28 protein-coding genes and 4 pseudogenes are annotated in these 25,348 nt (G+C 72.7%); 18 read left to right on the forward strand and 14 right to left on the reverse strand.

All coding sequences use genetic code 11. The features are described 5' to 3' along the window. Positions 1 to 19: 19 nt before the first annotated feature. Positions 20 to 922, reverse strand: a complete 903-nt coding sequence (locus AC1QRC_RS18995; RefSeq protein ID WP_484204776.1) for a CHAD domain-containing protein — start codon at positions 920 to 922, stop codon at positions 20 to 22. Positions 923 to 964: 42 nt separating this feature from the next. Further along, a pseudogene (locus AC1QRC_RS19000) lies at positions 965 to 3,383 on the reverse strand (hypothetical protein); the annotation flags it as partial. Positions 3,384 to 3,578: 195 nt separating this feature from the next. On the opposite strand from AC1QRC_RS19000, the gene AC1QRC_RS19005 reads away from it, so the two are divergent. Next, entirely contained in the window at positions 3,579 to 4,838 is a 1,260-nt protein-coding gene (locus tag AC1QRC_RS19005; protein ID WP_484204777.1) for an ATP-grasp domain-containing protein, read from the forward strand. A gap of 144 nt (positions 4,839 to 4,982) precedes the next feature. Here the strand turns inward: AC1QRC_RS19005 and AC1QRC_RS19010 are convergent, their stop codons facing one another. Further along, positions 4,983 to 5,717, reverse strand: a complete 735-nt coding sequence (locus AC1QRC_RS19010) for a PIG-L deacetylase family protein (RefSeq protein ID WP_484204778.1) — start codon at positions 5,715 to 5,717, stop codon at positions 4,983 to 4,985. After that, the gene (locus tag AC1QRC_RS19015) at positions 5,714 to 6,208 is read right to left on the reverse strand and encodes a hypothetical protein (RefSeq protein ID WP_484204779.1); all 495 of its coding nucleotides are present in this window, start codon (positions 6,206 to 6,208) and stop codon (positions 5,714 to 5,716) included. Before AC1QRC_RS19015 ends, AC1QRC_RS19010 begins: the two co-directional genes overlap by 4 nt. Before the next feature lie 41 nt (positions 6,209 to 6,249). Between AC1QRC_RS19015 and AC1QRC_RS19020 the strand changes: the two genes are divergently transcribed. Beyond that, complete coding sequence (locus tag AC1QRC_RS19020) at positions 6,250 to 6,966, forward strand: DsbA family oxidoreductase (protein WP_484204780.1); 717 nt, start codon at positions 6,250 to 6,252, stop codon at positions 6,964 to 6,966. 18 nt (positions 6,967 to 6,984) lie between these two features. On the opposite strand, the gene AC1QRC_RS19025 is transcribed toward AC1QRC_RS19020, so the two are convergent. Then, on the reverse strand, positions 6,985 to 7,242 hold the full coding sequence (locus AC1QRC_RS19025; protein WP_484204781.1) for a type II toxin-antitoxin system Phd/YefM family antitoxin: 258 nt from the start codon (positions 7,240 to 7,242) through the stop codon (positions 6,985 to 6,987). Positions 7,243 to 7,265: 23 nt separating this feature from the next. Beyond that, positions 7,266 to 8,336, reverse strand: a complete 1,071-nt coding sequence (locus tag AC1QRC_RS19030) for an alpha/beta fold hydrolase (protein ID WP_484204782.1) — start codon at positions 8,334 to 8,336, stop codon at positions 7,266 to 7,268. Between the two features lie 99 nt (positions 8,337 to 8,435). Here AC1QRC_RS19030 and AC1QRC_RS19035 point away from each other — a divergent pair, with 99 nt between their 5' ends. The 6 genes from AC1QRC_RS19035 to AC1QRC_RS19060 all read left to right on the forward strand — a co-directional run bounded on the left by AC1QRC_RS19035 (position 8,436) and on the right by AC1QRC_RS19060 (position 12,601). Next, on the forward strand, positions 8,436 to 9,059 hold the full coding sequence (locus AC1QRC_RS19035; protein ID WP_484204783.1) for a GNAT family N-acetyltransferase: 624 nt from the start codon (positions 8,436 to 8,438) through the stop codon (positions 9,057 to 9,059). A 164-nt stretch (positions 9,060 to 9,223) separates the two neighbouring features. Next, entirely contained in the window at positions 9,224 to 9,691 is a 468-nt protein-coding gene (locus tag AC1QRC_RS19040) for a methylglyoxal synthase (protein WP_484204784.1), read from the forward strand. A gap of 269 nt (positions 9,692 to 9,960) precedes the next feature. After that, entirely contained in the window at positions 9,961 to 10,938 is a 978-nt protein-coding gene (locus tag AC1QRC_RS19045) for a hypothetical protein (protein ID WP_484204785.1), read from the forward strand. Continuing rightward, positions 10,935 to 11,357 (forward strand): GNAT family N-acetyltransferase, encoded by a 423-nt coding sequence (locus AC1QRC_RS19050; RefSeq protein WP_484204786.1) that lies wholly within the window; start codon positions 10,935 to 10,937, stop codon positions 11,355 to 11,357. The genes AC1QRC_RS19045 and AC1QRC_RS19050 overlap by 4 nt, the downstream gene beginning before the upstream one ends. A gap of 48 nt (positions 11,358 to 11,405) precedes the next feature. Next, positions 11,406 to 11,996 (forward strand): TetR/AcrR family transcriptional regulator, encoded by a 591-nt coding sequence (locus tag AC1QRC_RS19055; RefSeq protein WP_484204787.1) that lies wholly within the window; start codon positions 11,406 to 11,408, stop codon positions 11,994 to 11,996. Beyond that, positions 11,993 to 12,601 carry a hypothetical protein gene (locus AC1QRC_RS19060; protein WP_484204788.1) on the forward strand — a complete coding sequence of 203 codons (609 nt, stop codon included), beginning with the start codon at positions 11,993 to 11,995 and terminating at the stop codon, positions 12,599 to 12,601. Before AC1QRC_RS19055 ends, AC1QRC_RS19060 begins: the two co-directional genes overlap by 4 nt. On the opposite strand, the gene AC1QRC_RS19065 is transcribed toward AC1QRC_RS19060, so the two are convergent. Together AC1QRC_RS19065 and AC1QRC_RS19070 are read right to left on the reverse strand one after the other, a co-directional pair. Then, the gene (locus AC1QRC_RS19065; RefSeq protein ID WP_484204789.1) at positions 12,574 to 12,801 is read right to left on the reverse strand and encodes a hypothetical protein; all 228 of its coding nucleotides are present in this window, start codon (positions 12,799 to 12,801) and stop codon (positions 12,574 to 12,576) included. The genes AC1QRC_RS19060 and AC1QRC_RS19065 overlap by 28 nt on opposite strands. Then, positions 12,798 to 13,052 (reverse strand): hypothetical protein, encoded by a 255-nt coding sequence (locus tag AC1QRC_RS19070; protein WP_484204790.1) that lies wholly within the window; start codon positions 13,050 to 13,052, stop codon positions 12,798 to 12,800. The genes AC1QRC_RS19065 and AC1QRC_RS19070 overlap by 4 nt, the downstream gene beginning before the upstream one ends. An 86-nt stretch (positions 13,053 to 13,138) precedes the next feature. Here AC1QRC_RS19070 and AC1QRC_RS19075 point away from each other — a divergent pair, with 86 nt between their 5' ends. Continuing rightward, on the forward strand, positions 13,139 to 13,705 hold the full coding sequence (locus AC1QRC_RS19075; RefSeq protein ID WP_484204791.1) for an O-acetyl-ADP-ribose deacetylase: 567 nt from the start codon (positions 13,139 to 13,141) through the stop codon (positions 13,703 to 13,705). A 76-nt stretch (positions 13,706 to 13,781) separates the two neighbouring features. On the opposite strand, the gene fdxA is transcribed toward AC1QRC_RS19075, so the two are convergent. Beyond that, a complete protein-coding gene (fdxA, locus tag AC1QRC_RS19080) occupies positions 13,782 to 14,120 on the reverse strand; it encodes a ferredoxin (RefSeq protein WP_484204792.1) in 339 nt (112 codons plus the stop codon). Between the two features lie 122 nt (positions 14,121 to 14,242). Here fdxA and AC1QRC_RS19085 point away from each other — a divergent pair, with 122 nt between their 5' ends. Further along, entirely contained in the window at positions 14,243 to 14,881 is a 639-nt protein-coding gene (locus tag AC1QRC_RS19085) for a DsbA family oxidoreductase (protein WP_484204793.1), read from the forward strand. 9 nt (positions 14,882 to 14,890) lie between these two features. Here the strand turns inward: AC1QRC_RS19085 and AC1QRC_RS19090 are convergent, their stop codons facing one another. From AC1QRC_RS19090 to AC1QRC_RS19100, 3 genes are read right to left on the reverse strand one after another with little or no spacing between them, the layout of a single operon-like run. Beyond that, entirely contained in the window at positions 14,891 to 15,514 is a 624-nt protein-coding gene (locus tag AC1QRC_RS19090) for a response regulator (protein WP_484204794.1), read from the reverse strand. Further along, positions 15,511 to 16,755, reverse strand: coding sequence for a sensor histidine kinase (locus tag AC1QRC_RS19095; RefSeq protein ID WP_484204795.1), 1,245 nt, complete (start codon positions 16,753 to 16,755; stop codon positions 15,511 to 15,513). The genes AC1QRC_RS19090 and AC1QRC_RS19095 overlap by 4 nt, the downstream gene beginning before the upstream one ends. After that, entirely contained in the window at positions 16,752 to 18,983 is a 2,232-nt protein-coding gene (locus AC1QRC_RS19100) for an MMPL family transporter (RefSeq protein WP_484204796.1), read from the reverse strand. The genes AC1QRC_RS19095 and AC1QRC_RS19100 overlap by 4 nt, the downstream gene beginning before the upstream one ends. Positions 18,984 to 19,502: 519 nt before the next feature. Here AC1QRC_RS19100 and AC1QRC_RS19105 point away from each other — a divergent pair. Then, the gene (locus AC1QRC_RS19105; protein WP_484204797.1) at positions 19,503 to 20,012 is read left to right on the forward strand and encodes an FBP domain-containing protein; all 510 of its coding nucleotides are present in this window, start codon (positions 19,503 to 19,505) and stop codon (positions 20,010 to 20,012) included. Positions 20,013 to 20,303: 291 nt separating this feature from the next. After that, positions 20,304 to 20,513, forward strand: a complete 210-nt coding sequence (locus tag AC1QRC_RS19110; RefSeq protein ID WP_484204798.1) for a hypothetical protein — start codon at positions 20,304 to 20,306, stop codon at positions 20,511 to 20,513. Positions 20,514 to 20,690: 177 nt separating this feature from the next. Here the strand turns inward: AC1QRC_RS19110 and AC1QRC_RS19115 are convergent, their stop codons facing one another. After that, positions 20,691 to 21,284, reverse strand: coding sequence for a helix-turn-helix domain-containing protein (locus AC1QRC_RS19115; RefSeq protein WP_484204799.1), 594 nt, complete (start codon positions 21,282 to 21,284; stop codon positions 20,691 to 20,693). Positions 21,285 to 21,286: 2 nt separating this feature from the next. Next, complete coding sequence (locus tag AC1QRC_RS19120) at positions 21,287 to 21,967, reverse strand: DUF1028 domain-containing protein (RefSeq protein ID WP_484204800.1); 681 nt, start codon at positions 21,965 to 21,967, stop codon at positions 21,287 to 21,289. Between the two features lie 518 nt (positions 21,968 to 22,485). Here AC1QRC_RS19120 and AC1QRC_RS19125 point away from each other — a divergent pair. From AC1QRC_RS19125 to AC1QRC_RS19150, 6 genes and pseudogenes are all read left to right on the forward strand, one after another. After that, positions 22,486 to 22,764, forward strand: coding sequence for an ABC transporter substrate-binding protein (locus AC1QRC_RS19125; protein ID WP_484204801.1), 279 nt, complete (start codon positions 22,486 to 22,488; stop codon positions 22,762 to 22,764). Continuing rightward, positions 22,761 to 22,901: pseudogene (locus tag AC1QRC_RS19130) on the forward strand (ABC transporter substrate-binding protein); the annotation flags it as partial. The gene AC1QRC_RS19125 and the pseudogene AC1QRC_RS19130, both read left to right, overlap by 4 nt. 70 nt (positions 22,902 to 22,971) lie before the next feature. Beyond that, positions 22,972 to 23,286: pseudogene (locus tag AC1QRC_RS19135) on the forward strand (ABC transporter substrate-binding protein); the annotation flags it as partial. Between the two features lie 284 nt (positions 23,287 to 23,570). Further along, positions 23,571 to 24,242, forward strand: a complete 672-nt coding sequence (locus AC1QRC_RS19140; protein ID WP_484204802.1) for an ABC transporter permease — start codon at positions 23,571 to 23,573, stop codon at positions 24,240 to 24,242. 117 nt (positions 24,243 to 24,359) lie between these two features. After that, positions 24,360 to 24,743, forward strand: coding sequence for an ABC transporter permease (locus tag AC1QRC_RS19145; RefSeq protein WP_484204803.1), 384 nt, complete (start codon positions 24,360 to 24,362; stop codon positions 24,741 to 24,743). Positions 24,744 to 24,802: 59 nt separating this feature from the next. Further along, positions 24,803 to 24,967: pseudogene (locus AC1QRC_RS19150) on the forward strand (hypothetical protein); the annotation flags it as partial. Between the last annotated feature and the right edge of the window lie 381 nt (positions 24,968 to 25,348).

The raw sequence follows: 25,348 nt of genomic DNA on the forward strand, positions 1-25,348 counted from the left end.
CGCCCTGCAGCCCGCCGGGTCAGCGCCAGCCACGCACCCGGGCGAGGGCCGCGCGGGCCGGCTCCTCGGCATACCGACCCCGTTGCACCTCCATACCCAGGAGCACCCCGAGCGTGGGGCCGGCGGCCCCGGAGTCCGGGAGCAGCGCGGCCAGCTGCCGCTGGGCGGCGCGGCTGTCCTGCACCAGCCCGAGCGCGTCGGTGACCTCCTCCCACCGGGCCGCGGACGCCGCCGCGGGGGCGCCGAGCAGCGGGACGAGGGCGTCGCAGGCATACCGGGCGGCCTTGGCCTTCTTGCGCGTCTCATGCAGCAATTCGGCCCGCAGCGCCCCGTCCACCTCCCACGCCAGGACCGCCAGCACGCCGACCCGGCGGGCGGCGCGGTCCACCAGCGGCGGCAGGACCGAGGCCGCGTCCTGCGCCGCGCGCCCGCGCCACGGCGGGTCGGCCAGCAGCAGCCCCAGGTCGCCGATCAGCCGGCCGTAGCGGGGCGAGTCGAGCGCCGCACCCGCCTCCCCGCGGGCCTGCCCGTATGCCGTGTCCAGGGCCGCGCGGATCCGCTCGGCGGCCTCGGTGGGCGCCAGCAGATCCGCCAGGTCGCGCGGCAGGTCCTCGACCGAGCCGAGCAGGCGCTCGCGCACCACCTCGGCGTCGCGCACGCCCCCGAGCGCCGAGGCATACCAGCGCAGCTCGGCCCGCAGCGGATCGGTCCGTTCGCGGTGCAGCAGCCGGCGGAACACCCGCAGCGTGGTGCGGATCCGGCGGGTCGCCACCCGGGCCTGGTGCACGGCATCCGGGGCGTCCTCCCGCACCGGCTGCTCCAGCTCCAGCAACCGGCCCACCTGCGCCTCCAGGTAGTCGTGCACCACCTCGCCCGCGGTGGGCCCGGCGTCCGCCGGGTCGTCTGCCGTGCGCGTGGCCATGGGACCAGTATCGACCCCGGCGGGTCGCGCCACCGGTCAGGCAGGCCCGGAGGCCACCACCCGTCCCCCGTCCTGTCCCGCCCCGGGACCCAGCTCGAGGACCCAGTCGGAGGTAGCCAGCGCCGCCGGGTCGTGCTCGACCACGACGACGGTGTGCCCCGCGTCGACCAGGGCGTGCAGCGTCGCCAGCAGGCGGTGCACGTCCGCCGGGTGCAGGCCGGAGGTGGGCTCGTCGAGCAGGTACAGCGTCGGCGCGCGCCGCTCCTTCTGCAGCTCGCTGGCCAGCTTGATCCGCTGCGCCTCCCCGCCGGACAGCTCGGTCGCCGGCTGCCCGAGGGTGAGGTAGCCCAGGCCCAGGGCCTGCAGCGCCGCGAGCGCCCGCCGCACCGGCGGCTCGTCGGCAAACACCGGCAGCGCCTCCTCGACGGTCAACCGGAGCACCCCGGCGATGGTCCGCCCCTGCCAGGTGACCTCGAGCGTCTCCGGGTTGTAGCGGTCCCCGGCGCACGTCGGGCAGGTCGAGTACGTGCCGGGCAGGAACAGCAGCTCGACCGCGACGGCGCCCTCCCCCTGACAGGTCTCACAGCGCCCGGCCGCGGTGTTGAAGCTGAACCGGCCGGCCCGGAATCCACGCTCGCGGGCCTCGGGGCTGCCGGCGAACAGCCTGCGGACGTGGTCGAACAACCCGGTGTAGGTCGCCAGGTTGGACCGCGGGGTCCGCCCGATGGGGCGCTGGGTGATCCGCACCAGCCGGGCCGGGCGGCCCGCCCCCTCGGCGCTGGCACGTGCCGCGGGGTGACCGTCCGTTCCTGTGACGTCGGCCTGATCGGCGTCGGGCTGGTCCTCGATGCGGGCGAGTCCGTGACCGACGACGTCGTGTATGCCGTGCAGCAGCGTGGTCTTGCCGGATCCGGAGACCCCGGTGACCGTGGTGAACGCCCGCAGCGGCACCCGGACCTCGACGTCGTGCAGGTTGTGCCGCTCCAACCCCGAGACGGTGAGCCACCCGGAGGGCACCCGCGGCCCCGCCGCCGTGCCCGGGTCCGCCGTCCCGGATCTCACGCGGGTGCACCGGCTCGGCGAGGAAGCGGGCGGTGACCGAGTCGGCCGCCGCGGTCAGCCCCTCGACCGGGCCGGAGTAGAGCACCTCCCCGCCCTGCGACCCCGCTCCGGGTCCGACGTCGACCACCCAGTCGCAGGCGGCCACGACCGCCATGTCGTGCTCCACGACGAGGACGGAGTTGCCGGCCTCGACCAGGCCGCGCAGCACAGCCAGGAGGGGCTCGACATCACGGGGGTGCAGCCCGGCGGAGGGTTCGTCGAGGACGTACACCACGCCATACAGGCCGGAGCGCAGCGACGTCGCGAGCCGCAGCCGCTGCAGCTCCCCGGTGGAGACCGACGGGGTGGGGCGGCCCAGGTCGAGGTGGCCCAGCCCCAGGGTGACCAGCACGTCGAGACGGCCGGTGAGGTCGCTGAGCAGCATCCGTTCGGCGGCCTCGCCCGCGGTGCCGCCCTCCCCCGGCAGCAGGTCGAGGCGGGCGCGCAGGACCGGCAGGAGGTCACCGACGGGGCGGTGCTGTGCCTCGTCGATCGCCATCCCCTGCCAGGTGACCCGCAGTGCGGCGGGCCCCAGGCGGCGGCCGTCGCAGACCGGGCACGGCGAGGTCTCGACGTAGCGCAGCGCCCGGGCCCGCTGGGTCGCGCTCTTGGTCTCGGCGAGGGTGCGCAGCAGGTAGCGGGCCGCACTGGAGTAGGTGCCCTGGTAGGGCCGGTGGATCCGGTCGGCGTCGCGCTCGGGCACGACGGTGACCACCGGCTGGTCGTCGGTGAACAGGATCCAGTCCCTGCTCTCCTGCGGCAGGTCGCGCCACGGGGCGTCGATGTCGTGCCCGAGCGTGGCCACGATGTCCCGGTAGTTCTTGCCCAGCCAGGCACCGGGCCAGGCCGCGACCGCCCCCTCGGCGATCGAGAGGTCCGGGTCCGGCACCATCGAGGCCTCGGTGGGGCGGTGCACCATGCCCAGGCCGGAGCACTCCGGGCAGGCCCCGACGGCGGTGTTCGGGGAGAAGTGGTCGGAGTCCATCGGCGCTACGCCGGCCGGGTAGTCCCCGCAGCGCGACCACAGCATCCGCAGCGTGTTGCCCGTCGTGGTGATCGTGCCGACGGTCGAGCGGCTGGACGGGGCGGCTCGGCGCTGTTCGAGGGCGACGGCCGGCGGCAGCCCGCTGACGTCCCGGACCTGCGGGTCGATCGCCGTGTGGATGAGCCGCCGGGCGAACGGCGCCACCGAGTCGAAGTAGCGCCGCTGCGCCTCCCCGTGGATGGTCCCGAACGCCAGCGAACTCTTGCCCGACCCGGAGATCCCGGTGACCGCGACCAGCCGGTCGCGGGGGATCTCGACGTCGACATCGCGCAGGTTGTGCAGCCGGGCACCGTGGACGTGGATCGACACCCCCACATCCTCACACCAATTTTCGTAGCGGGTTTGACGCCCCTACCCGCATTTTCGTAGCGACTTTGCCCTCCCCTGCCACAGCCGGACGATCGCCTCCCGACCCTCGCTCTGTCGGCATCCCGCCGCATGTCGCGATCCGCCACCGCCTGCGGAGTGTCGTTGCCCCGACCCGGGGGCCGTGCTCAGTAGCCTCTCGACATGGTCGCCGTCCGACGTGTCCTGATCCTCAGCACCAGCAGGGACCGTGGTGCCCTGGCCGGTGCTCGGGCCCTCGCCCGGAGCGGGTGGACCGTGGGCGTCGGCACCCCCGACGGGGGCGGGGTCCTGGGTGCCTCGCGAGCGGTAGACCGCACCCACGTCGTCCCGCGACCGAGGGGCGACGGACTGGCGTTCCTGGAGGCGACGCGGCGCGCCGTGACCGACGGCGGCTACGACCTCGTGATCGGGGGCGGGGACGACTGGATGGCGGCGCTGTCGGCCTACCGGGACCAGGTCCCGGCCCCGGTGGCACACCCGGACTTCGGCGCCGTGCAGGCCGGGCTGGACAAGGTCACCCTCGGCGAGGTGGCTGCACGGGTGGGACTGACGGCCCCGCACACCGAGCCGGCCACCGACGAGCACCTGGCGCGCTGGCGCGGCCCGCTGGTGCTGAAGTCCCGCAGCCACTGGACCCCCGGCGCCACCCACGTGCAGCGGATCGACGCCCGGGTCTTCGCGGACCCGGCCGACGCGGCGGCGCGGATCGAGTTGATCCGGTCCTCCGGCGGGGAGGCCATCCTGCAGCGACCGGTGGCCGGCGACCTCGGCGCCCTCGTGGGGTTGTTCCACGAAGGGCGGCTGCGCGGCCGGGTGCAACAGACGACCCCCCGGCTCTGGCCTACCCCGCACGGCATGTCCGCCCGGGCGCGGACGGTCCCGGTCGCGGAGGACCTGTGCGCGCGGGCCGAGGACCTGCTCCGCCGGATCGGCTGGCGCGGCCTAGTGGAGCTGCAGTTCCTCACCGGCACAGACGGCGTGCCCTACCTCATCGACCTCAACGGCCGCTTCTACGGCTCGCTCGCCCTGGCCGACGCCGCCTCCCCCGGGCTGGTCGACGCCTGGGCGCGGCAAGCCCTCGGCGAGCCCGTGCCCGCGCTGCCCGACGGCCGCACCGGGTTGCGCTACGCCTGGTGGGCCGGTGACCTGCGACGCGCCCGCACCGAGCGCCGCGGCACCCTCGCCGGCGACCTGGCCGGCACGGTGCGCTGGGGGCTCGGCGCCCGGCACAGCGTCTGGACCCTGCGCGACCCCGGCCCCACCTGGCGACTGCTCCGCGAGCGCAACGGCCCGGTCGAGACACCCGCCGAGTCGCCCGCCGCGGTGAACGCTCCGCTGGCGGGAGCGCAGGCGGCCACCGCCCGGGCAGCCACGGCCGGCACCGTCACCACGCGGACCGCGACCCCGATCACAACGTCATAGACGGCCCACCCAACGACCATCAGCGACGCGGCCTGAGGAGCGGACGAGGGTGGGGTAGTTCGCTTCACCTATAGCTACAGCGAACTACCCCACCCCATCGGCGCCCGGCGACAGGAGGCCGACGCGTCAGTCCGGCGCCCGTGCTCAGCGGCGGTAGACGTCCACCAGCAGCGCGTGGTCGACCCCGACGGCCTCGCCCCCTGCGCCGAGGATCCGCTGCAGCAACTCGGGTGGCTTGGGGAAGTCCTCGGGCAGCGCGTCGTTGTAGACGCGGTGCTCCTCCAGCGACGCGACGGCGGCCTCGAAGTAGCCGGTGACGTCCACGAAGTGGTCCCCGCCGAGCACCGCCGGCACCGCCACGGTCGGCACGTGCCAGGGCTCCAGCCCCTCATCGACCAGCTCGGGGAAGATCCAGCGGTTCCCCGCGGCCGCGCAGGCGTCGAGGGTGGCGAGTCCGACGGCCCGGTGGTCGGCCTGATTCAGCGCGCCGGGCCCGAAGGTCAGCGCGAACGGTTGGCCGACGACCAGGTCGGGACGGGACCGGCGGATCTCCCGGGCGATGTCGCGGCGCAGGTCCACCCCCTCCTCGATGACCCCGTCCTGGTGGGTGCCGAACCGCACCTCACTGACTCCCACGACGCCGGCCGACGCACGCTCCTCCTGCTCCCGGACCGGGCCGGCCTCCTCCGGGGGCAGGGTGTCGATGCCGGCCTCGCCCCGGGTGAGCAGGAAGTAGTGGACGTCCTTGCTGGCGGCGGTCCACTTGGCGACGGCAGCGGCGGTGCCGTACTCGATGTCGTCCGGGTGCGCGACGACACACAGCACCCGGTCGAAGTCCTCCTCAAGTTCCTGCCGCGCGGCAGCCTCGCCCTCCGTCATCGCCCCGCCCCCGATGCCACCTGCACCGGCTCCCAGGCACCCTCGGGGTCCAGCCGGAACCCGGTGGCGAGCTCCACGACGTCGACGGCCACGTCCAGCAGGTAGTCCACGTCGCTCCCCTGGTCCTGCTCGGCCATCGCCTTGTCCACCACCTCTTGGGCGCCCCGCGGCAAGTCGCCCTCGTAGTCCAGGTGCTCCACGCCTCGCTGACAGTCGTGCTCCACCTGCCAGGTCTCCTCGAAGTCGCGGTAGCAATAGGCCCACGACACCATCGCGCCCGGGTTGCGGTGCAGCACCACCACCTCACCGCAGTTCGGCGGTGCGGGCGGCGGCGTGGCATCGGCGCCCGGCACGTCGCGCAGCGCCCAACCGTCGCCGTGGGGAGCGATCATCGGCTGCCCCCGGCCGGGCTCCCCGTCACTCAGCCCGTAGAGCTCGATCAGGGCGTCGCGCTGCGCCCGCTGGAACAACGTGACCGTGTATGTCGTCATGCCTCGCCACCATATCGGCGCGGGAATGCGGTGGGCAGGGGGTGAGTTCACCGAACATGCTGATCGACATCTGGTCCGACATCGTGTGCCCGTTCTGCTACATCGGCAAGCGCCACCTCGAGCAGGCCCTCGAGCAGTTCCCGCACCGGGACCAGGTGGAGATCGTGTGGCACAGCTTCCAACTCGACCCCTCCGCGCCGGCCGAGGTGACCGAGCCCTCCAGCCAGATGCTGGCCCGCAAGTACGGCATGCCGATCGAGCAGGCCCGCGCCAGCCAGCAGGCGCTCGAGCAGCAGGCCGCGGGGGTCGGCCTCGAGTACCACCTGGAGACCACCCGCACCGGCAACACCTTCGACATTCACCGGGTCATCCACCTGGCGGCGGAGCAGGGGCTCGCCGACGCCGCGCACGAGCGGTTCATGAAAGCCCACTTCACCGACAACGAGCCCGTGAACGACCCCGAGGTGCTGGTCCGGCTCGCCGTTGAGGTGGGCCTGGAGGAGGCCCGCGTCCGCGAGGTGCTCGCCGGCCGGGAGTATGCCGAAGCCGTCCAGTCCGACATCGACCAGGCGCGCGCCTACGGCGCCCGCGGGGTGCCGTTCTTCGTCCTCGCCGGGGCCGTGGGCGTCTCCGGGGCCCAGCCGGTCGAGGTCTTCACCCGCGCGCTGGACCAGGCCTGGGCGACCGCCAACCCGCTGCAGATGGTGGGCGACACCACCGACGGTGACGCGTGCGAGGGTGACTCCTGCGCCGTCTGACGCAACCCGCACGCATGGTCAGTCGGCATCGACCAGTTCGTGAGACTCCCCAAGCCCGCTCTCCAGCCGCTCCATGGCATCCAGGAGTCGACGCGCGTTCGCCGGGGAGCGGAGGAGGTACGCCGTCTCCCGGAGCGACTCGAAGTCGGCGAGGGACACGATGACCACCGGCTCGTGCCCGGCCCGGGTGATGACGACTTCTTCCCGATCGTTGACGACGCCGTCCAGAACGTCGGCGTACCGCGCCCGCGACTCGGTGTAGCTCATGATCTTCATGGAACATCCAAACCCTTCCGCCGTCACAACGGCGTCGCCAGTAGTTCCGTGAGGTTGGCATCGACCTCGGCCAGGTAGGCCTCCTGGAACCCGAAAAGCCCGAAGTGCCCGGCGATCGTGTGCAGCACCCGCAGTTCGCTGTTCGGCGTCAGCGCCTGCTCGGCCGCGCAGTCGCGGACCGGGAAGAACATGTCCTCGTCGATCGGCATGACGAACGTCTTGGCGGTGATCCGCCCGAGCGCGGCCGCCAGGTCGCCACCGGTGTTGCGGGCGACGTCGCCGCGCTGCCACTTCCACCCCATCGTCAGCAACGCGTTCGGATCCATCACGCCGAACGTCGCCCGGAGGAACCGGTCCCGGAACTCCTCGACCGTGTCCCAGGTGACATCGGGCAGCTCGATGCCCCGCCAGAACTCCGTCTTCCAGAACTCCGTCGACAGCCCGAGGACCGCCCAGATGTCGGCGTGCCGGGCCAGCCCCGCGGCCACGTCCGCGTGATCGGCATACTCCCCGCCGTTCCACCCGGGGTCGGAGGTGATCGCGTCCAGCAGGGTCTGGGTGAACAGGAAGTCGTGCGGGGTGTTCTGTGCCGTGCCGGCGATCGGGGCGGCACGCAGCACCTTGTCCGGGAAGCGGACCGCCCACTCCCAGGTCTGCTGCGCACCCATCGAGCCACCGACGATCAGCGCCAGCCGCTCGATGCCGAACACCTCGCGCAGCAACTGCTCCTGGGCGCGCACGTCGTCCCCGATGCGCACGTCCGGGAAGTTCGACATGGCGATCTCGCCGTCGGTGTTGTGCGGGGAGGTCGACAGCCCGTTGCCGATCTGGTTGATCACGACGATGAAGTACTTCTCGGGGTCCAGCGCGCGGCCCGGGCCGATGTAGACCAGCTCCCACGTCTGGTGCGTGCCGGAGAACCAGGTGGGGATCAGGATCGCGTTGTCCTTGGCCTCGTTGAGCTCGCCGTAGGTGGCCACCGCCAGCTGCAGGTCGGGGATCACACCGCCTTCCTCCAGCTCGAACCGGCCGAGGGAGTGGAGCTCGTAGGCTCCCTGGACCTCGGGGGTGTAGAACGGGTTCTGCAGGGTCATGGCGCTCTCCTCGTCGAGTGGGAACCGCGGGTGATGACGCCAGCCTAGGGCCGGAAAATGGCGTTGAGGAGGGCCTTCGTCTCGGCGAAGGTATGCCGCATGGTTTCGCCCGACCCGGACCCCACCGTTACTGCCGGCTCCCCCTGGCTCAACAAGCCCACGATCGTCGGCGAACAGGTCACGTTGCGCCCGTTCCGGGAGGAGGATGTCGCGGTGATGTGGGGCGCGATCCAGGACCCCGACGTGCGTCGGCTCACCGGCAGCGTCAACTCCGCCGAGGAGGCGGCCCGGCCTGAGCCGGAGGAGGCGCGGGCCCGCACCACCGAGTGGTACGGCTCCCGCCACGAGCAGGACGAACGGCTGGACCTTGCCGTCGTGGACCACGCCACCGGGCGGTGCGTGGGCGAGGTGGTGCTCAACCAGGTGGACTCCGACAACGAGTCGTGCAACTTCCGCATCCTGCTGGCCCCGGAGGGCCAGGGTCGGAGGCTGGGCACGGAGGCGACCCGGCTCCTGCTGGACCACGCTTTCACCCACCTGCCGCTGCACCGGATCAGCCTGGGCGTGTTCACCTTCAACCCCCGGGCCCAACGGGCCTACGAGAAGGCCGGGTTCACCGTCGAGGGCCGCGAGCGCGACGCCCTCCGGTTCGACGACGAGCGGTTCGACCAGATCATGATGTCGGTGCTCCGCCCGGAGTGGCTTGCCGACCGCGCAACGTGACTGACGGCATACGGCCGGCTTGCAGCGGACTCCCAGGGTCCGCGGCTACGCTGGAGTGGCCGCCACCGGAGCGGACGACGAGGTTTGCCCGCGCAGCCCACCACCGACAGTTGGATCTGCGGGCGGCCACCGACCTCGTCCCCCACCGTGAAGGCACCACCCCCATGACTGCATACGCCGTCCCCCCGCGCCACATTGCGCTCGTCGCGCACGACAACATGAAGGCCGAGCTGCTGCGCTGGGCCGACCACAACCGGCACGCCCTGGCCCACCACGTGCTCTACGCCACCGGCACGACCGGCACCATGCTCGAGTTCGAGCTGGGCCTGCCGGTCCACCGGTTCCTCTCCGGACCCGTCGGCGGCGACCAGCAGATCGGCGCCCGGATCGCCGAGGGCGGCATCGACATGCTGCTCTTCTTCTGGGACCCGCTGGAGGCGCAGCCGCACGACCCGGACGTGCGCGCCCTTCTCCGCATCGGCACCGTCTGGAACGTCCCGATGGCCTGCAACGTCGCCACCGCCGACCTGATGATCACCTCGCACCTGCTCACCACCGACTACCGGCACGCCCGCCCCGACCTGACGCCCCGGGACTGGGACACCACGGAGTCGACGCCCCTGCCCAGCTGAGCCGCCTCGGCTGCCCCTGCAGGATTATCGGGTCACCCGATAATCCTGCGCTCCGTAGGAGAAGCTTCCCGGTCGATAGCGCCAGGTTCCGGGGTGAAGGTGAAGCCAGTCACCGGTGCTGGGCGACGTCAGCCGTGACCCGGCTGTGGCGCGTCGCCCGCTCCTGCCTGTGGGGACCACCCGATCCTGGCAGACCCCGACCAAGGTCGCGTCGAGAGCATCCTTTGGGCCGATGCCCGACCCGGATCACCCGCCTACCGTGGACGACCGTGGACCCGCTCCGACAACGCCTGCCGCCCGTGCTCGGGCTCTTCCTCCTCGCCCCCTGGATGGCGGAGTTCTCCTGGGGCGGACTGGGACTGGCCGACATCGCCATCGCCGTGCTCTTCCTCGGCCCCCTCTACGGCTGCGCGGCGATCCTGGTCCGCGAGACCGCGCGCCGCACCGGCCGCGGCTGGCCCACCATGCTCCTGCTCGCGGGTGCCTTCGGCGCGCTGCAGGCCGGGGTGGTGGACCAGTCGATGTTCAACCCGCACTACCTGGACTTCGACTTCACCGAGCCGGCGCACGTGCCGGGTCTGGGGGTCTCGGCGGTCTACGCGCTGAGCTTCGTGGTGGGGCACGTCGCCGTCAGCATCGGCGCCCCCATCGCCCTGATCGAGACGTATGCCGTGCGCCTGGGTCCGCGCCCGTGGCTCGGCCGGGCGGGGCTCACCGTCGTGGCCCTGCTGTATGTCGTGGCGAGCGTCCTCAACCACGTGGACGTGCGCGCGGACGCGGGGAACGGCTTCCAGGCGGCGCCGCACCAGACGGCCCTCGCGGTCACCCTGGTGGCCCTCCTCGTGGTGCTGGCGATGACCCGGCGACGGTCGGCTCCCCGCACGAGCACAGGCTGCGTGCCGCCGGCGTGGGCCGTCGCGGTCGGGGCGTTCCTCGCCTACCTGCTGTGGCTGCCGCACGAGAGCTGGGCCGGGGTGGCCGTGGGCCTGGTCGTGCTGCCCCTGGCGACCGCGATCGTGACGCGCCTCTCGCGGCGCCCAGATTGGGGAGCCCGGCACCGGTTCGCGGTGGCCGCGGGCGTCGTGCCCGTGGGCCCGGTCACGGCGTTCACCAGCGCACCGTACGAGGAGGTCCCGGCCTCCACCGAGCTGCTCAACGACTCGATCGCCGCCGGCATCGCGCTGGCACTCGTGGCGGCGGGGTGGTGGGTGCTGCACCGCGCTCCCGCCGTAGTCTCGGAGCCGTGACCCGCTGCCACTTCGCGACATCCGCCCACCTCGACCAGGGCGAGGTCCTCGACCTCTACGTCGCTGTCGGCTGGACCGCCTACACCCGGAACCCCGCGGTGCTGCAGGCCGGACTCGCCGGGTCCCACCGGATCGTCGTGGCCCGCGGAGACCAGGGGTTGGACGGCTTGGCCCGGTCGGTCTCCGACGGTGCCACGATCGTCTATCTCCAGGACATCCTGGTCCGCCCGTCCGCGCAGCGCACCGGCCTCGGGCGAGCGCTCGTGCAGACCCTGCTCACGGCATACGAGGGGGTTCGGCAGCAGGTCCTGCTCACCGACACCGAGCCGGGACAGCGCGCGTTCTACGAGTCGCTCGGCTTCGCCGAGGCCCACGACTCGGACCCGGGAGTGCGGGCGTTCGTGCGGTTCTCAGTCTGACGTCGAATCCCGTTGACCACAGATTGGTCGTTCGCCTAACTTAGTCGTATGACTAAGAAGGGCGCCGAGCGGAAGAGCGCCATCGTCGAGGCAGCGGTGGATCTGCTCGCCGAGGGAGGCTGGCCGGGCGTGACGCACCGGGCCGTCGCGGCCCGTGCCGCGACCAACCCGGGGCTGGTCCACTACTACTTCGAGGGCTCGGCGGGGCTGCGCCTGGCCGTGGCGGAGCGAGCGACGGAGCTGTCCATCGTGCGGCTCGCCGAGGAGCTCCTGGGCGCCGAGGACGAGGCGCACCTGCTGGCGGGAGTCGAGGCGCTCCTCACGATCGGGACCCAGGAGGCCGGCCCAGCGCGTTTGACCACGGAGCTGGTCAGCGCCGCGTTCACCGACCCCGGCGTCGGCGCGGTCGTGGCCGGCGCCATGGCGCGGACCCGGTCGCTGCTCGCGGACTGGATCGTCGACCGGAGGCCCGGCATCCCGCGGGAGGAGGCGCTCGGGCGTGCTGCGCTGCTGCTGGCCGCGGTCGATGGCGCTGTGCTCCACCGGCTGCTCGACCCCGACCTGCCGCTACCCGGCCTGGTGACCGCGATGGCGGGCCTCACGGGGACGACGGCCCGGCCACCCGGAGATGCCGGGTGAGCACCGCGCCCGTCATCGACTGGACCGTCCCGGACCACGACCTGAGCAGCGTCTACGGCGACGGTGCCACGCGTGCCGAGCGGCTGCTCCCCCCGCTCACGGGGGCGCTGGCCAGCGTTGTCGTCATCGGCCACGCCCTGGCGACCGACCTCGGCTGGGCCTGGTGGCAGCACCTGCTCGCCGCCTTCCTGGTGTTCGACCTGGCCGGCGGCGTCGTCGCCTTCGCCCTCAACTCGGCCAAGCGCTTCCACCACGCCGACCGCCTCGCGGTCCCCCGCCCCTCCGCGCGCCTGACCCGCAACCCGGTCCTGTTCACCGCGCTCCACCTGCAGCCGGTCCTGATCGGCCTGGTCTTCCCCGGCGCGGCCTGGTGGTGGGGCCTGACCTGGTATGCCGTGTGCCTGGCCGGGGTGGTCCTCGTCACCCGGGTGCCGCTCTACCTGGCGCGGCCGGTAGCGATGCTGCTGGTGACGCTCACGGCCGTCGTGTCGTCAGGGCTGGAGCACCCGGCGGGCTTTGCCTGGCTGCCCGTCATCCTGGTCGCCAAGCTCGTGCTCGGCGCGGTGCGTGAGGAGCCCTACCGTCCGTCGCGGCCGCGGGGGTAGTGCCGCCACCGCTCCGGCGCGAAGGCCAGCAGCGCGAAGCCCACCACCCCGCCGAATCCCATGCCGAGGGGGATCTCACCCAGGAGGGCGCCGAACACGGCGCCGAGGGCCACGCAGACGGGCAGCAGGAGCGTGGTGTTGTCACTCGAGCCGGGCGGTGCGGGTGGTTGGCCCTTCGTGCGGTCTGTGGTGTCGGTCATGGTGCTTCGTCCTCCCTCGACCGGACCTCGCCGGGGTTTGACGGCTGCCCCTGCGCGCCGTCCTCGTCATCCCCGCTGGACCCGACGACGGACGACAGCACGACGCCGACAATGAGGCCGATCGCGATCCCCATGGCCACGTTGCCCAGCGCGACCCCGATCCCGGCTCCCAGCGGCAGGCACAGCCCGATCGCCCAGCCGGCCTGCAGGCCGGTGCCCAGATTCCGTTCGGTGGCTCCACGTTCATCCATGGCTCCACCGTGTCATGCGGGGCACCGCGGCACCTCCCACCGGGGGTCGAGATTCACTCCTGCCGGCTCCCCCGCGCGGTGGAAGGATGGTGGCGAAGATCGGCGACATCACGGAGGTGGGCCAGATGAGCACCCGGATCGAGGCGGTGGAGGGCGACATCACCGTCCAGGAGGTGGACGCGATCGTCAACGCCGCGAACAGCCTGCTCCTCGGGGGCGGCGGCGTGGACGGCGCAATTCATGCCGCGGCTGGCCCGGCACTGGTGGAGGAGTGCCGCCGACTCCGCGCGGGCCGCTACCACGACGGGCTGCCGGTCGGCGATGCGGTGGCGACCGGGGCCGGCGACCTGCCCTGCCGCTGGGTGATCCACACGGTCGGCCCGAACCGGCACCGCGGTCAGACCGACCCGGCGCTGCTGGCCGCGTGCTTCACGAACTCCCTGAGCGTGGCCGACGACGTCGGAGCGGCCAGCATCGCGATCCCGGCGGTCGGGGCCGGGATCTACGGGTGGGACGCCGACGAGGTCGCCCGGATCGCCGTGGGCGCGGTCCGGGACCAGGTCGCCAGCCTGGATCGGGCCCCGGACCTCATCCGGTTCGTGTTGTTTGGTGAGCGGGTGCACCGGGCCTTCCACACGGCACTGGGCACCTGAGGCGGCTTGCGGTCCGCGACGCCTCCGGCGCCCATCGGGGCTGCAGGTTCATCATGCCTGCTGCCAGCGCCGGACCTCAGTCCTTCGGATGGCCCGCGACGAGCGGTGTGTCCGCACCGATCGCGCCGAGCTTGGCCGCTCCACCGGGGGAGTCCAGCGGCTCCGCCCGGCCCGACAGGACCTCGGTAAAGAACTCCTCGTTGTCCTTCAGGTAGGGCCCGAAACGCTCGGGCAGGTCGTCCTCGTAGTAGATCGCCTCGACCGGGCAGACCGGCTCGCACGCCCCGCAGTCCACGCACTCGTCGGGGTGGATGTAGAGCGAACGAGCGCCCTCGTAAATGCAGTCGACGGGACACTCCTCGACACAGGCCCGGTCCATCACGTCGATACACGGCTGGGCGATCACGTAGGTCATCGACGCTCCTCAACCTGGGGTGACCTATTATTTCATATCAATGTGTGATAAATAAAGAGCGAGGGCACCACCGCGGACCCGGAGGCATCCCGGCCCGCACCTTCGAGCAAGGAGACGCTCCCATGGACGAGGTCATCTACGCCGACTTCACCAGCCCCACCGCATACCTGGCGAGCCTGCGGGTCGACAGCCTGGCGGCGGCAGGTGAGCCGGTCCCCGACTGGCGGCCGGTCGCGTTGCACCCGCGGCTGCCCCGTACCGGCCTCCGGCTGGACCCGGCTGGCAGGGCGAACCAGCAGGACGAGGTGGCCGCGGCGCGGACGCTGAGCGAGCCGCGGGAAGAGTTCGCCGCCCGCGCCCCCGGGTTCCTGCCCCACCCCGACGGGCCGGTGGCAGCGTATGCCGAGGCCTACCTCGCCGGAGTCGCCGACCAGGTCCGCCGCACGTTGCTGGCGGCGTACTGGGTGCAGGGCCGGGACATCGGGGACCCGGAGGTGCTGCGCCGGCTGCTCGCCCCGGCCCTCCGGTCGGGCCGTAGCCGCACTGACGCGGTCCACCGGTTCGGGTATGCCGTGTCACCGGCCCGGATGCCGTTGTCCACGCTCGCGTTCCAGTTGATGCGGGACTGGCAGCAGGCCTGGCACGCGCTGGGCACCCAACCGGGGGTCACTCTGGTCGTCCCCGGAGAGCACGCCCTCACCGGGCCCGCCGCCCTGGACCGGCTCACCGCCGCGCGGACCCTGGCTGCCGCCACGGCCTGACCCCCCAAGTCAGGGCAGCAGGCCCTGCTCCCGGGCAGCTGCGACGGCCCCGGTCCGGTTGTCAGCGCCGAGCTTGTCGTAGGCGTGGGCCAGGTGGGTCTTCACGGTGGCCTCGCTGATGAACAGCTCCCGCGCGATGGCCCGGTTGGAACGACCGTCGGCGACGAGGCGGAGCACGTCGAGCTCCCGGTCGGTGAGTTTCGGGCCGGGCTGGCGCAACCGGCTCATCACGCGGTGCACCAGCGCCGGGGCGAGCACCGTCTCCCCGCGTGAGGCGGCGTGCACCGCGTCCACGATCAGCTGCGGCGCGGCGTCCTTGACCAGGTAGCCCGCGGCACCGGCCTCGACGGCCCGGACGATGTCGACGTCGTGGTCGTAGGTGGTCAGGATCATCACCGCCGGCGGGTCGGCCGCAGCACGCAGCCGCTCCGTCGCACCGACCCCGTCGATGCCGTCGCCCAGGCGCAGGTCCATCAGCACCACGCCGGGTCGCAGCCGCGGCACCAGCGCCAACGCCTCCTCGCCGGAGGACGCCTCCCCGACCACCTCGAGCCCCGAATCGGTCTCCAGCAAGGCCCGGAGTCCGGAACGCACCACCGGGTGGTCGTCCACGATGAGCACCCGCACGGTCACGGCATACCTCCTGGTGTGTCGCCCCCGAGGGGACGCGCAGACCGCAGCGGCAGGTGCGCCGCCAGCGCCGTCCCCTCCCCCGGAGCGCTCTCGACCTCGAGCCCGCCGCCCAGCTCCCGCAGCCGGTCGCGCATGGCCCGCAGCCCGTATCCCCCGCCACCGGCCGCCACCCCGTCCGCCGACCAGGCCGGGACGTCGAAGCCGCCTCCGTCGTCGACCACGTCGAGCCGCACCGTGTCGCCGGCGTTGGTGAGCGTGATCGCGACCCTGCCCGCGGCCGCGTGCGCCCGGACGTTGGCCAGCGCCGACTGCGCGACCCGCAGCAGCGCCACCTCCTCGGTGGTGGTGAGCACCGCGACCTCCCCGTCGACCTCCAGCCGGGCCTCGATGCCGGTCTCCTCACCCAGCCGCGCGAGCAGCCGGCGCAGCGACGCGGCCAGCCCGACGTCGAGTTGGGCGGGGGTCAGCGCGCGGACGACGCGGCGGGACTCGTCCAGGTTCTCGGCAGCGGTGGATTCGATCTGCCCGAGGAGCGCGCGCAGCCGTTCCGGATCCTGCTCGCCCGCCCCGGCCCGGGACAGCAGCACGATGGAGGAGAAGCCCTGGGCGAGGGTGTCGTGGATGTCGCGCGAGAGCCGGGTCCGCTCGGTCAGCGCCCCGGCCTCCCGCTGGGTCCGTGCCAGGTCGTCGTGCAGCTCCACCATCTCGTCCTGGGCGGTCACGAGCCGGTCCACCAGCCGTTGCCGCTCCCGGGCCTCGGCGGTGAGCAGCTGTGCGCCCCAGCCGATCCCGACCGCCACGAAGCAGCCGACGGCAGGCCCGAGCACGGCCGCCGGGTGCGCGTCCGCGACGACCTGGGCGGTGATGACCGCGGCCAGGACCGCCCCGGCATACGCGAGCGCCCATCGCAGCGGCAGCACGTGCACGCACAGCAGCCACAGCGAGAACGCGACCCACACGTACTCGCCCGACGCGACCAGCAGGCCCAGCCAGCACGCCGTGAGCAGCACCAGCCACCGCGGGCCGAAGCGCCGCCGCGACGGCAGCAGCACCCCGGCCGCGTAGACCGCGAGCGTCACCGGGACGAGGACCAACAACGGCAGGTATGCCGTGTCCGTCACCACCGCGCGCCAGGTGCCGATGGCCAGGAGCACGAGGAAGAGGACGTGGCTCCCGGTGGCCAACAGCCGTGCCGCACCCACGGCGGGGTGCGGCGACGGGTCGGTGGTGCCGGTGGTCATCGAGCTCCTGGGGCGCTGGCTCCTGCGGGGGTGGGTGCGCGGTCCACGCTATCGGCTGCCGCGGACTGGTCGGCCGATCGCGAGGGCCACCACATCCGGTCGCCCAGCAGGGCGAACAGGGCCGGAACCAGCACGGTGCGGACCAGGAGGGTGTCCAGGAGCACGCCCAGCCCGACGATGAGCCCGAGCTGGCCGAGGGTGACGAGCGGCAGCACCCCGAGGGCGGCGAACACCCCGGCCAGGACGACCCCGGCGCTCGTGATCACGGCCCCGGTGTGGGCGACCGCCCGCACCATGCCCGGCCTGGTGCCATGGCGCGCTGCTTCCTGGCGGGCCCGGTGCACCAAGAAGATCGTGTAGTCGATGCCGAGCGCGACCAGGAAGAGGAAGGCCAGCAGCGGGACCATCACGTCGAGCGCGGGGAAGCCGAACAGGGTGCGCCCGACCCAGGCCCCGGCCCCGATCGCGGCGGCCGAGCTGGCGACGTTGACCACGAGCAGCAGCACCGGGGCGACGAGCGCCCGGAGCAGCACGACGAGCACCAGCAGGGCCACGACGAGCACCAGGGGTGCGACCACGAGCAGGTCCCGGTCGGCGGCGTCCCGGGCGTCCCGGTCCTGGGCCATCGCCCCGCCGACGACAGCATCCGCCCCCGGCACGTCGTGGACCGCGGCGCGCACGTCGTCGACCAGGTCGAGCGCGGCGTCGGTGCCCGGGGATGCCTCGCCGACCACGCTGAACCGGGCGAGCTCACCCGCGTCGGTGTCGTGCGTCCCGGTCGCCCGGACGGCGACGACCCCGGCCGTGCCCGACAACGCCGCCTCGACCTCGTCGGCATACCCGGCGTCCGCCACCACGACCAGAGGGGCGGCCTCCCCCGCGGGGAAGTGCTCGCCGAGCACCTCCAGGCCGGCGGCGGACTCCGAGGCGACCCGGAACTTCTCGGTCTGGGTCAGCCCCACGGAGGTGCCGAGCAGGCCGGTGGCCAGCACCGCGAGGAGGGCCACCGAGGCGGCGACGACCCGGACCGGGCGCCGCACCACGGCGCCGGCGATCCGGGACCAGGCCCCGCGCTCGGTGGGGTCTGGGGTCCCGGGCCGCGGCACGAACGGCCAGAACGCGCGACGCCCCACGAGGGCCAGGGCCGGGGGCAGCACGAGCAGCACGGCGGCGAGCGCGACGAGCAGGCCGGCCGCCGACGCCAGGCCCAGGCCGCGGGTCCCGGGCAGGGTGGCCAGCGAGAGCGTCAGCAGCGCGAGGACGACGGTGACATTGCTGGCCAGCACCGCGGGTACGGCGCCGCGCCAGGCGGTGGCCAGCGCCGCCCGGTGATCCTCGCTGCGGTGCAACTCCTCGCGGTAGCGCGAGATGAGCAGGAGGGCGTAGTTGGTGCCGGCGCCGAACACCAGGACGCTGACGATGCCAGCGTCGAACTGCAGGTCCAGCGCCCGACCCAGCGCCGAGGTGAGCACCGCGGCCAGCTGGTCCGCCGTGCCCACGACCGCGAGCGGCACCAGGAACAGGATCGGCGAGCGGTAGGTCAGGATCAGCAGCAGGGCCACGATCCCGACGGTGACCAGCAGCAGGGTCAGGTCGGCCCCGTCGAAGGCCGCGGCCACGTCGGCCCCGAAGGCCGGTCCGCCGGTCACCTGCGCCTGCAGCCCCTCCGGCAGCGCGCCCGTCCCCGCCTGCTCCGCGACCGTGTCCCTCAACTCGCCGATGGTGTCGGCGTTCGCGGCGTTGTCGGCGCCGAGGGTCATCGGCACCTGGAGGATCGCGGCGCGACCGTCCTCCGCCGGGATGGGCGGTGCTGCCTCGTGCCCAGTGACCGCGGCCAGCTCCTCCGCCAGTGCTGCACCGGCGGCGAGGTCGGCGTCAGTCAGGGCCTGGCCGTCGCGGGACAGCACCACGAGGACGGGTGCGACGTCCGAGCCCGGGAACTGGTCCGCGAGCTGCTGCGCCTGCGCCGACTCCGAAGCAGCTGGGACCGACTCGGCCCGGACGGTCGCCTCCTCCCCGCGCAGCGGCCCGAGGACCGCGAGCATCGCCACCAGGGCGAGCGCCAGCACGGTCCAGGCGCCGCGCCGCGAGGTGAGCCACCCCGCGAGGCCGGTCGTGCGCGGGGACGACGCCGGGCCGACCGGACCGGGCCGGGTCGGCTCGGTGCCTTCCCCGGCGCCGGAGACCGGCTCGGTGAGCGTGCGACGGTGTGGGGTCTGCGTGGACATCTCTCTCCCTGGAATCGACTGATTCCAGGGTTTCCCCCATCCGGCCCGGCGACATCGGCGTTCCGGGTGGTCCGTGCCTCATCCGTTCGGACGATGCCGGAACGCTCCCGGGCGCGTCCGGCCCGAACTCGTGTGGAGGATGGAGGGGCCTATAGGCCCCGGGATCCTCCACGCGAGATTGGGCTCGCCACGCTCCGAGTGGCGAGATCCGGCTCGCGACGCTCCCGGACCCCGGATAACCCGTTGAGCGCTCGGCCGCCCGTCAGAGACGATGCGGGCGCAGGGCAGTCCCCGAGCAACGGGCAGTCCCCGAGCAACGGGCAGTCCCGGAGGAACGGGCTATGACGGACGAACGGAGCGGGCGGATGAGTGTCGCCGCGGGATGCGGGGTGGCCGCTTTGGCCTGCTCAGCGGACGCCCCGACCTCCCCCCACCCTCACTGACCTCCCGAGAGGTCGTCCTCCGCACCGTCCCCGGCGTTCCTTGCGCCCCGGTGGCGGTGCCGTCTGGAGCCCGAGCATGAACCCCTTGACCGACCCGCAGATCCGCCGCGCCTTCGTGAACGCCTCCCGCCGGGAGGTGAAGCAGGCCATCCTCCCCGACCTGGAGGCCGTCGACTGGGACGCCCTCGACTACCTGGGCTGGCGCGACCCCAAGCGCCCGCTGTCCGGCTACGTCGTCCTGGAGCTGGAGGGGGCACCGACCGGTGTACTGCTCAGGACGGCGGCCCCGAGCACCCGGCGGCCGGCCGTGTGCGCCTGGTGCCAGGACGTGGTCGAGACCGACGACGTCAGCCTCTACGCCGCCCGGCGGACCGGTGCCGCAGGACGCCGCGGCAGCACGGTCGGGACGCTCATCTGCACCGCATTCGGCTGTTCCCGCAACGTGCGGCGGACCCCCACCCCCTCCGAGGTGTTCAGCACGGACGAGGCTGACCGCGCGCTCTTCGTACAGCGGCGCATCACCGGCCTCCGGGAGCGGTCGGAGCGTTTCGTCCGGCAGGTGCTGACCGACCCCGACACCGCCTGACACTGCCCCGACACCGCCTGACGCTGACCGACACCGCCTGACACTGACCGACACCACCTGACGCCGGGCTTGTGCCGCGCCGCGACATGCGGCCCGATCTCGTGTGGAGGATGAACGGGCCTAGGGGCCCCTTGATCCTCCACGCGAGTTCCGGGTCGCCGCGCTCCCGGACCCCAGCACGCGTGGTGTGGGCCACCAGTGTTTCGGCTCCCGGCTCCCCCACAGGGTGGAGGCCAGATCTCCACCCTCTCGGCGATGCGCGGTGGCCCGGGAAAGGGCAGCGTGGTGGACATGGATACCAACCAGAACAAGCGCTCGGCCCTCTCCAAGGGTGGAGGACTGGCCCTCGGAGTCGGGGTCGGCGTGGCCCTGTCCATCGCTCTCGACAGTTGGGTCTGGATGGGACTCGGGGTCCTGATCGGACTCCTGTTGACCGGCATGCCGCTGTTCGGCCGCCGCACGGGTGCGGGTGAGGAGCCCGAGCAGAGGACCGGTGGGTGACTCAAGGTCAGTCGATATGACGTGGTAGTTGCCGGGCCCGAGCCGCGCCGCGGACGTCCGGCCCGATCTCGTGTGGAGGATGAACGGGCCTATGGGCCCCTTTATCCTCCACACGAGATCCGGCGTCGAAGCGTAGGGGCGGGATCCGGCGCCGGAGGCCGAGGGCGAGACCCGGGGTCAGAGGCCGAGGGGCACCGTCATCCCGATCAGCTCGGCGGGCTCGTCGGAAGTGTTCTCCCACCAGTGGCCCAGCGTGCAGTCGTAGGTGATCGTGTCCCCGGCCGCCAGCTCGTGCCGCTCGTCGCCGAGCACCACCACCAGGCGGCCGGAGAGGACGTGCACCGACTCCGTCCCCAGGTGTCGGAACGGGCGCTGCTCGTGCGAGGTATGCGGGGGCATCACCGTGCGGATCACCTGCATCGGCGCCTCGAGCGTGGGGGTCAGGAGCTCGCGGACCAGGCCGGGCGGGTCCTCCTCCAGCGGGAGCTGCTGGCGCTGGTCCGCCCGGACCAGGGCCGACCGCGCCGAGCTGCCGTCCTTGAGCAGCTCGGCGACGTGGACCCCCAGCCCGTCGGCGAGGCGCGCCAGGGTGGTGAGGGAGGGGTTGCCCTGGCCCCGTTCCAGCTGGCTCACGATGCCAGCGCTGAGATCGGCCGCGCGGGCGAACTCCTCCACGGTCAGGCCCAGCCGCTGGCGGATCCGGCGGACCCGGGCACCGACAGCGGCGACGTCCGGGGGCGGACCCGCGGTCGGGTGAGCAGGTGGGGCCATGGTCAGTCCATCGTAGGAGTGGTGCGCCCCGAGTCGGTGAGTTCCTCGGTCACGTCGGCGGCGGCGCTCGGCACGGTCGCCAACATGGTACGGAGCCGCCGGAGCGGCTGCGGGTCGTCGTCGACCCGCAGGTCGATCTCGGTCAGCGGTGGCGCGACGTCCTCGCAGTCGTTGTGCACCACCCGCAGCGCCGCACTCTGCTGCCCCCGCGCGTCCCCTCCCGCGGACTGGGCACCGTCCAGCGCCGCGAGCATGACGTCGGCGAAGGGCTCCTCCTGCGGAGCACGCACGGCCCGGTCCATGCCCGCCAGCACCGCCGGCCCCGCCAGGAAGTTGCCGAGCACGACATACCCCTCCCCCTCGATCGCCCCGGCCCACCCGGTGCACCCCGGCCCGGTCCACACCGCGGTCCGGCCAGCGGCGTCGACGATGCCGACCTGGCGGCGGTCGAAGTCCTCGTCCTCCTGCGCCAGGCGATCGATCACCTCCTGCGGCGCGGCGCCCTCGCGCAACAACTGCAGCCCGAGCGCGCGGAACCGCTGGTTCGTGTAGGCCTGGGTCACCAGCGCCCCGACGCGCGGCGCGAGGGCCGGGACGGCCGCACCCACCGCGAGCGAGCGCGAGGCCGTGGCCACGCCGAGCCGCGCCCCGTCGCGGGACCGCGCCACCACGGAATACGTCACGAGCCCACCTCCTCGTCTCGGCCCGGCCCGGGAGATCACGCTTCGGTGACGGTCCCGGCAGATCCGGCCGCAGCGGTTGCCAGCCGCTCGAATCTACAGCATGATGAAGAAATCTTCACTCTACCGCCCCCAGGTACGGGTGACCCCGAGAGGAGCAGTCACCATGTCCCGTCCCACGACCTTCCGACTCGCCATCGGATCCACCCTCGTCCTCGCCCTCGCCGCCTGCTCCGGCGGCGGGGAGGCGGTCGACATGAACGGTGACCAGGGCGGTGACGCCACCGCGGACGGCGCGGGCGACCCCGCGCCCGAGGGCAGCCTGGTCGCCGCCATCGCGGGCGAGCCGGACCAGCTGGACCCGCACGTCACCACCGCCTACTTCTCCTTCCAGGTGCTGGAGAACGTCTACGACACCCTGGTCGAGCCCGACGTCAACCTGGAGATGCAGCCGGCTCTGGCCGAGTCCTGGGAGACCTCGCGAGGACCAGCTGACCTGGACCTTCCACCTGCGCGAGGGGGTGACCTGGCACGACGGCAGCGACTTCACCGCCGACGACGTCGTCTACTCCTACACCCGGATCATGGACGAGGAGCTGTCCCCGTCGTGGCGCTTCTCGACCGTCGAGTCGGTGGAGGCCGCCGACGAGCACACCGTCGAGATCACGGTCGAGCGAGCCCTCCCCCAACCTGCTGGCCAACATCGGCGGCTACAAGGGCGTGGCGATCGTGCAGGAGGACAACGTCGAGTCCGGGGACATCGACCACCGCCCCGGTCGGCACCGGCCCGTTCGCGCTGACCGACTACACCTCCGGATCCTCGATCACCCTGGAGGCCAACCCGGACTACTGCGGCGGCGCCCCGGCGCTCGGCGGGGTGGAGTTCCGGTTCATCTCCGAGCCGACCACCGCGCTGGCCTCGCTGCGAGTCCGGCGACGATCGCACTGGACCGACAACGTCCCGCCGCAGCAGGTCGCCTCGCTCGACGGCTCCGACGACCCTGGAGCTGGGCCAGGTCGGGTCCAACGACTACTGGTACCTCGCGCTCAACCAGGCCAACGAGCCGTTCGACCAGGTCGAGGTCCGCCAGGCGATCGCCTACGCGATCGACCGCGAGGGCATCACGCGAGGCGACCATGTTACGGCAACGCCGACCGTCAACCAGACCGCGATCCCGGAGTCGAGCAACTGGTTCACCCCGTACGACACCTACTCCTTCGACCCCGACCAGGCCACCTCGCTGCTGGAGGAGGCCGGGGTCGACCCGGCGGACATCCCGATGGAGATCATGGTCTCGACCGACTACCCGGAGACGGTGCAGGCGGCCCAGATCATCGCCAGCCAGCTCGCCGACATCGGCATCACCAGCGAGATCACGTCCGCTGGACTTCGGCGCCTGGCTCGACGAGCAGGGCCAGGGCAACTTCGACATGCTGATGATGGGCTGGCTGGGCAACATCGACCCGGACGACTTCTACTACAGCCAGCACCACTCCGAGGGCGCCAACAACTACCAGGGCTACGCCAACCCGGAGGTCGACGACGCTGCTCGAGCAGGGTCGGACCGAGACCGACGAGGCCGCCCGCAAGCAGATCTACGACGAGGTGGCCGCGACCATCGCCGACGACGCGAGCTACATCTACCTCTACAACCCCGACGTCGTGCAGGCCTGGTCCACCGACGTCTCCGGGCTACGAGGTCATGCCGAACCGGGCGATCCGGTTCCGCGACGCCGCGATCGACTGACAGCCGCCGGCGGCGCGCTGCACCCGGCGCGCCGCACCCGGCGCGCCGCCACCCCTACCCTCCGGGAGCCCCGCATGGCCTACGTCGCCCACCGGCTGGTCCAGTCGGTCGTGGTCCTCTTCGGCGTCACCGTGCTCGTCTTCCTCATCGTGCACCTGGTGCCGGGCGACCCCATCCGGATCGGGATGGGCACCCGCTTCGACCCGGAGGTCTACGAGGCGCTGCGGCAGGCATCGGGGCTGGACCGGCCCCCGCTGGAGCAGTACGTCACCTACGTGGCCAACGCGGCCACCGGCGACCTCGGCGTCAGCTTCCGCTCCGGACAGCCGGTGACCCACCTGCTGCTGGCCCGGCTGCCAGCGACGGTGTCCCTGGCGGTCGTCGGCATCCTCATCGCGCTGGCGGTCTCCTTCCCCGCTCGGCATCCTCTCCGCCGTCCGCAACGGCGGCGCGCTGCGACTCGGTCGTCCGCGGCGGTCAGCCAGCTCGGGCGTCTCGCTGCCCGAACTTCTGGCTCGGGATGCTGCTGATCCTGCTGTTCTCCTCCACCCTCGGCTGGCTGCCCCCGTCGGGCTACACCCCGATCACCGAGGACCCGGTGGAGTGGGCCCGCCGGGTGATCATGCCCGGGGATCACGGTCGGGGTCGTGGCCGGCTCGATCCTGACCCGCTATGTGCGCTCGTCCGTGCTGGAGACCCTGTCCATGGACCACGTGCGCACCGCCAACTCCAAGGGCCTGCCCCGCCGGCTGGTGCTGCTGCGGCACGTCGTCCGCAACGCGCTGGTGCCGGTCATCACCGTCACCGGCACCCAGATCGCCGCCATCCTCGGCGGGGTCATCGTGGTCGAGGTGGTCTTCGCCTGGCCCGGCCTGGGGCTGCTCGTCTACGACGCCGTGCGCGCTCGCGACTACCCGCTGCTCCAGGGGGCGGTGCTGCTGATCGCCGTGATCTTCCTGGTCGTCAACCTGGTCGTCGACCTGCTCTACGCCAAGGTCGACCCGCGGATCCAGCTGGGGAGCGACCAGTGAGCACCCACGATCCCGCCGCCGCATCGCAGGGCGAACACACGGCATACGAGGAGGTCCCGGTGCCCGAGGACGGGCCGCGCGGCTGGCGCCGGACCGTCCTGGCGCTGCTGCGCCGCCCGGTCGCCGTGGTCTCGATGCTGGTGCTGCTGGGCGTGCTCGTGATGGCGCTGCTCGGCGACTGGTTGGCGCCCTACGGGATCAACGAGATCAACATCGCCGACCGGCTGCAGGGGCCGTCGGCGGCGCACTGGTTCGGCACCGACGAGCTGGGCCGCGACATCCTCTCCCGGGTCATCGCCTCGGCCGCGGTCTCGGTGCGCGTCTCGGTGATCGCGGTCTCGATCGCGCTGCTGGTCGGGGGTGACCCTGGGCCTGCTCGCGGGCTTCTTCGGCGGGTGGCTCGACACCGTGATCATGCGCGGCCAGGACGTGCTGTTCGCCTTCCCGGAGATCCTCCTGGCGATGGCGATCGTGGCCATCCTCGGGCCGGGCGTGACGACGGCGACCATCGCGATCGGCGTCGTCTACATCCCCGATCTTCGCCCGGGTCACCCGGGCCAGCACCCTGTCGGTGCGCACCGAGACCTACGTGCGGGCGCGCGAAG

The sequence above is a fragment of the Ornithinicoccus sp. genome (assembly GCF_057176825.1).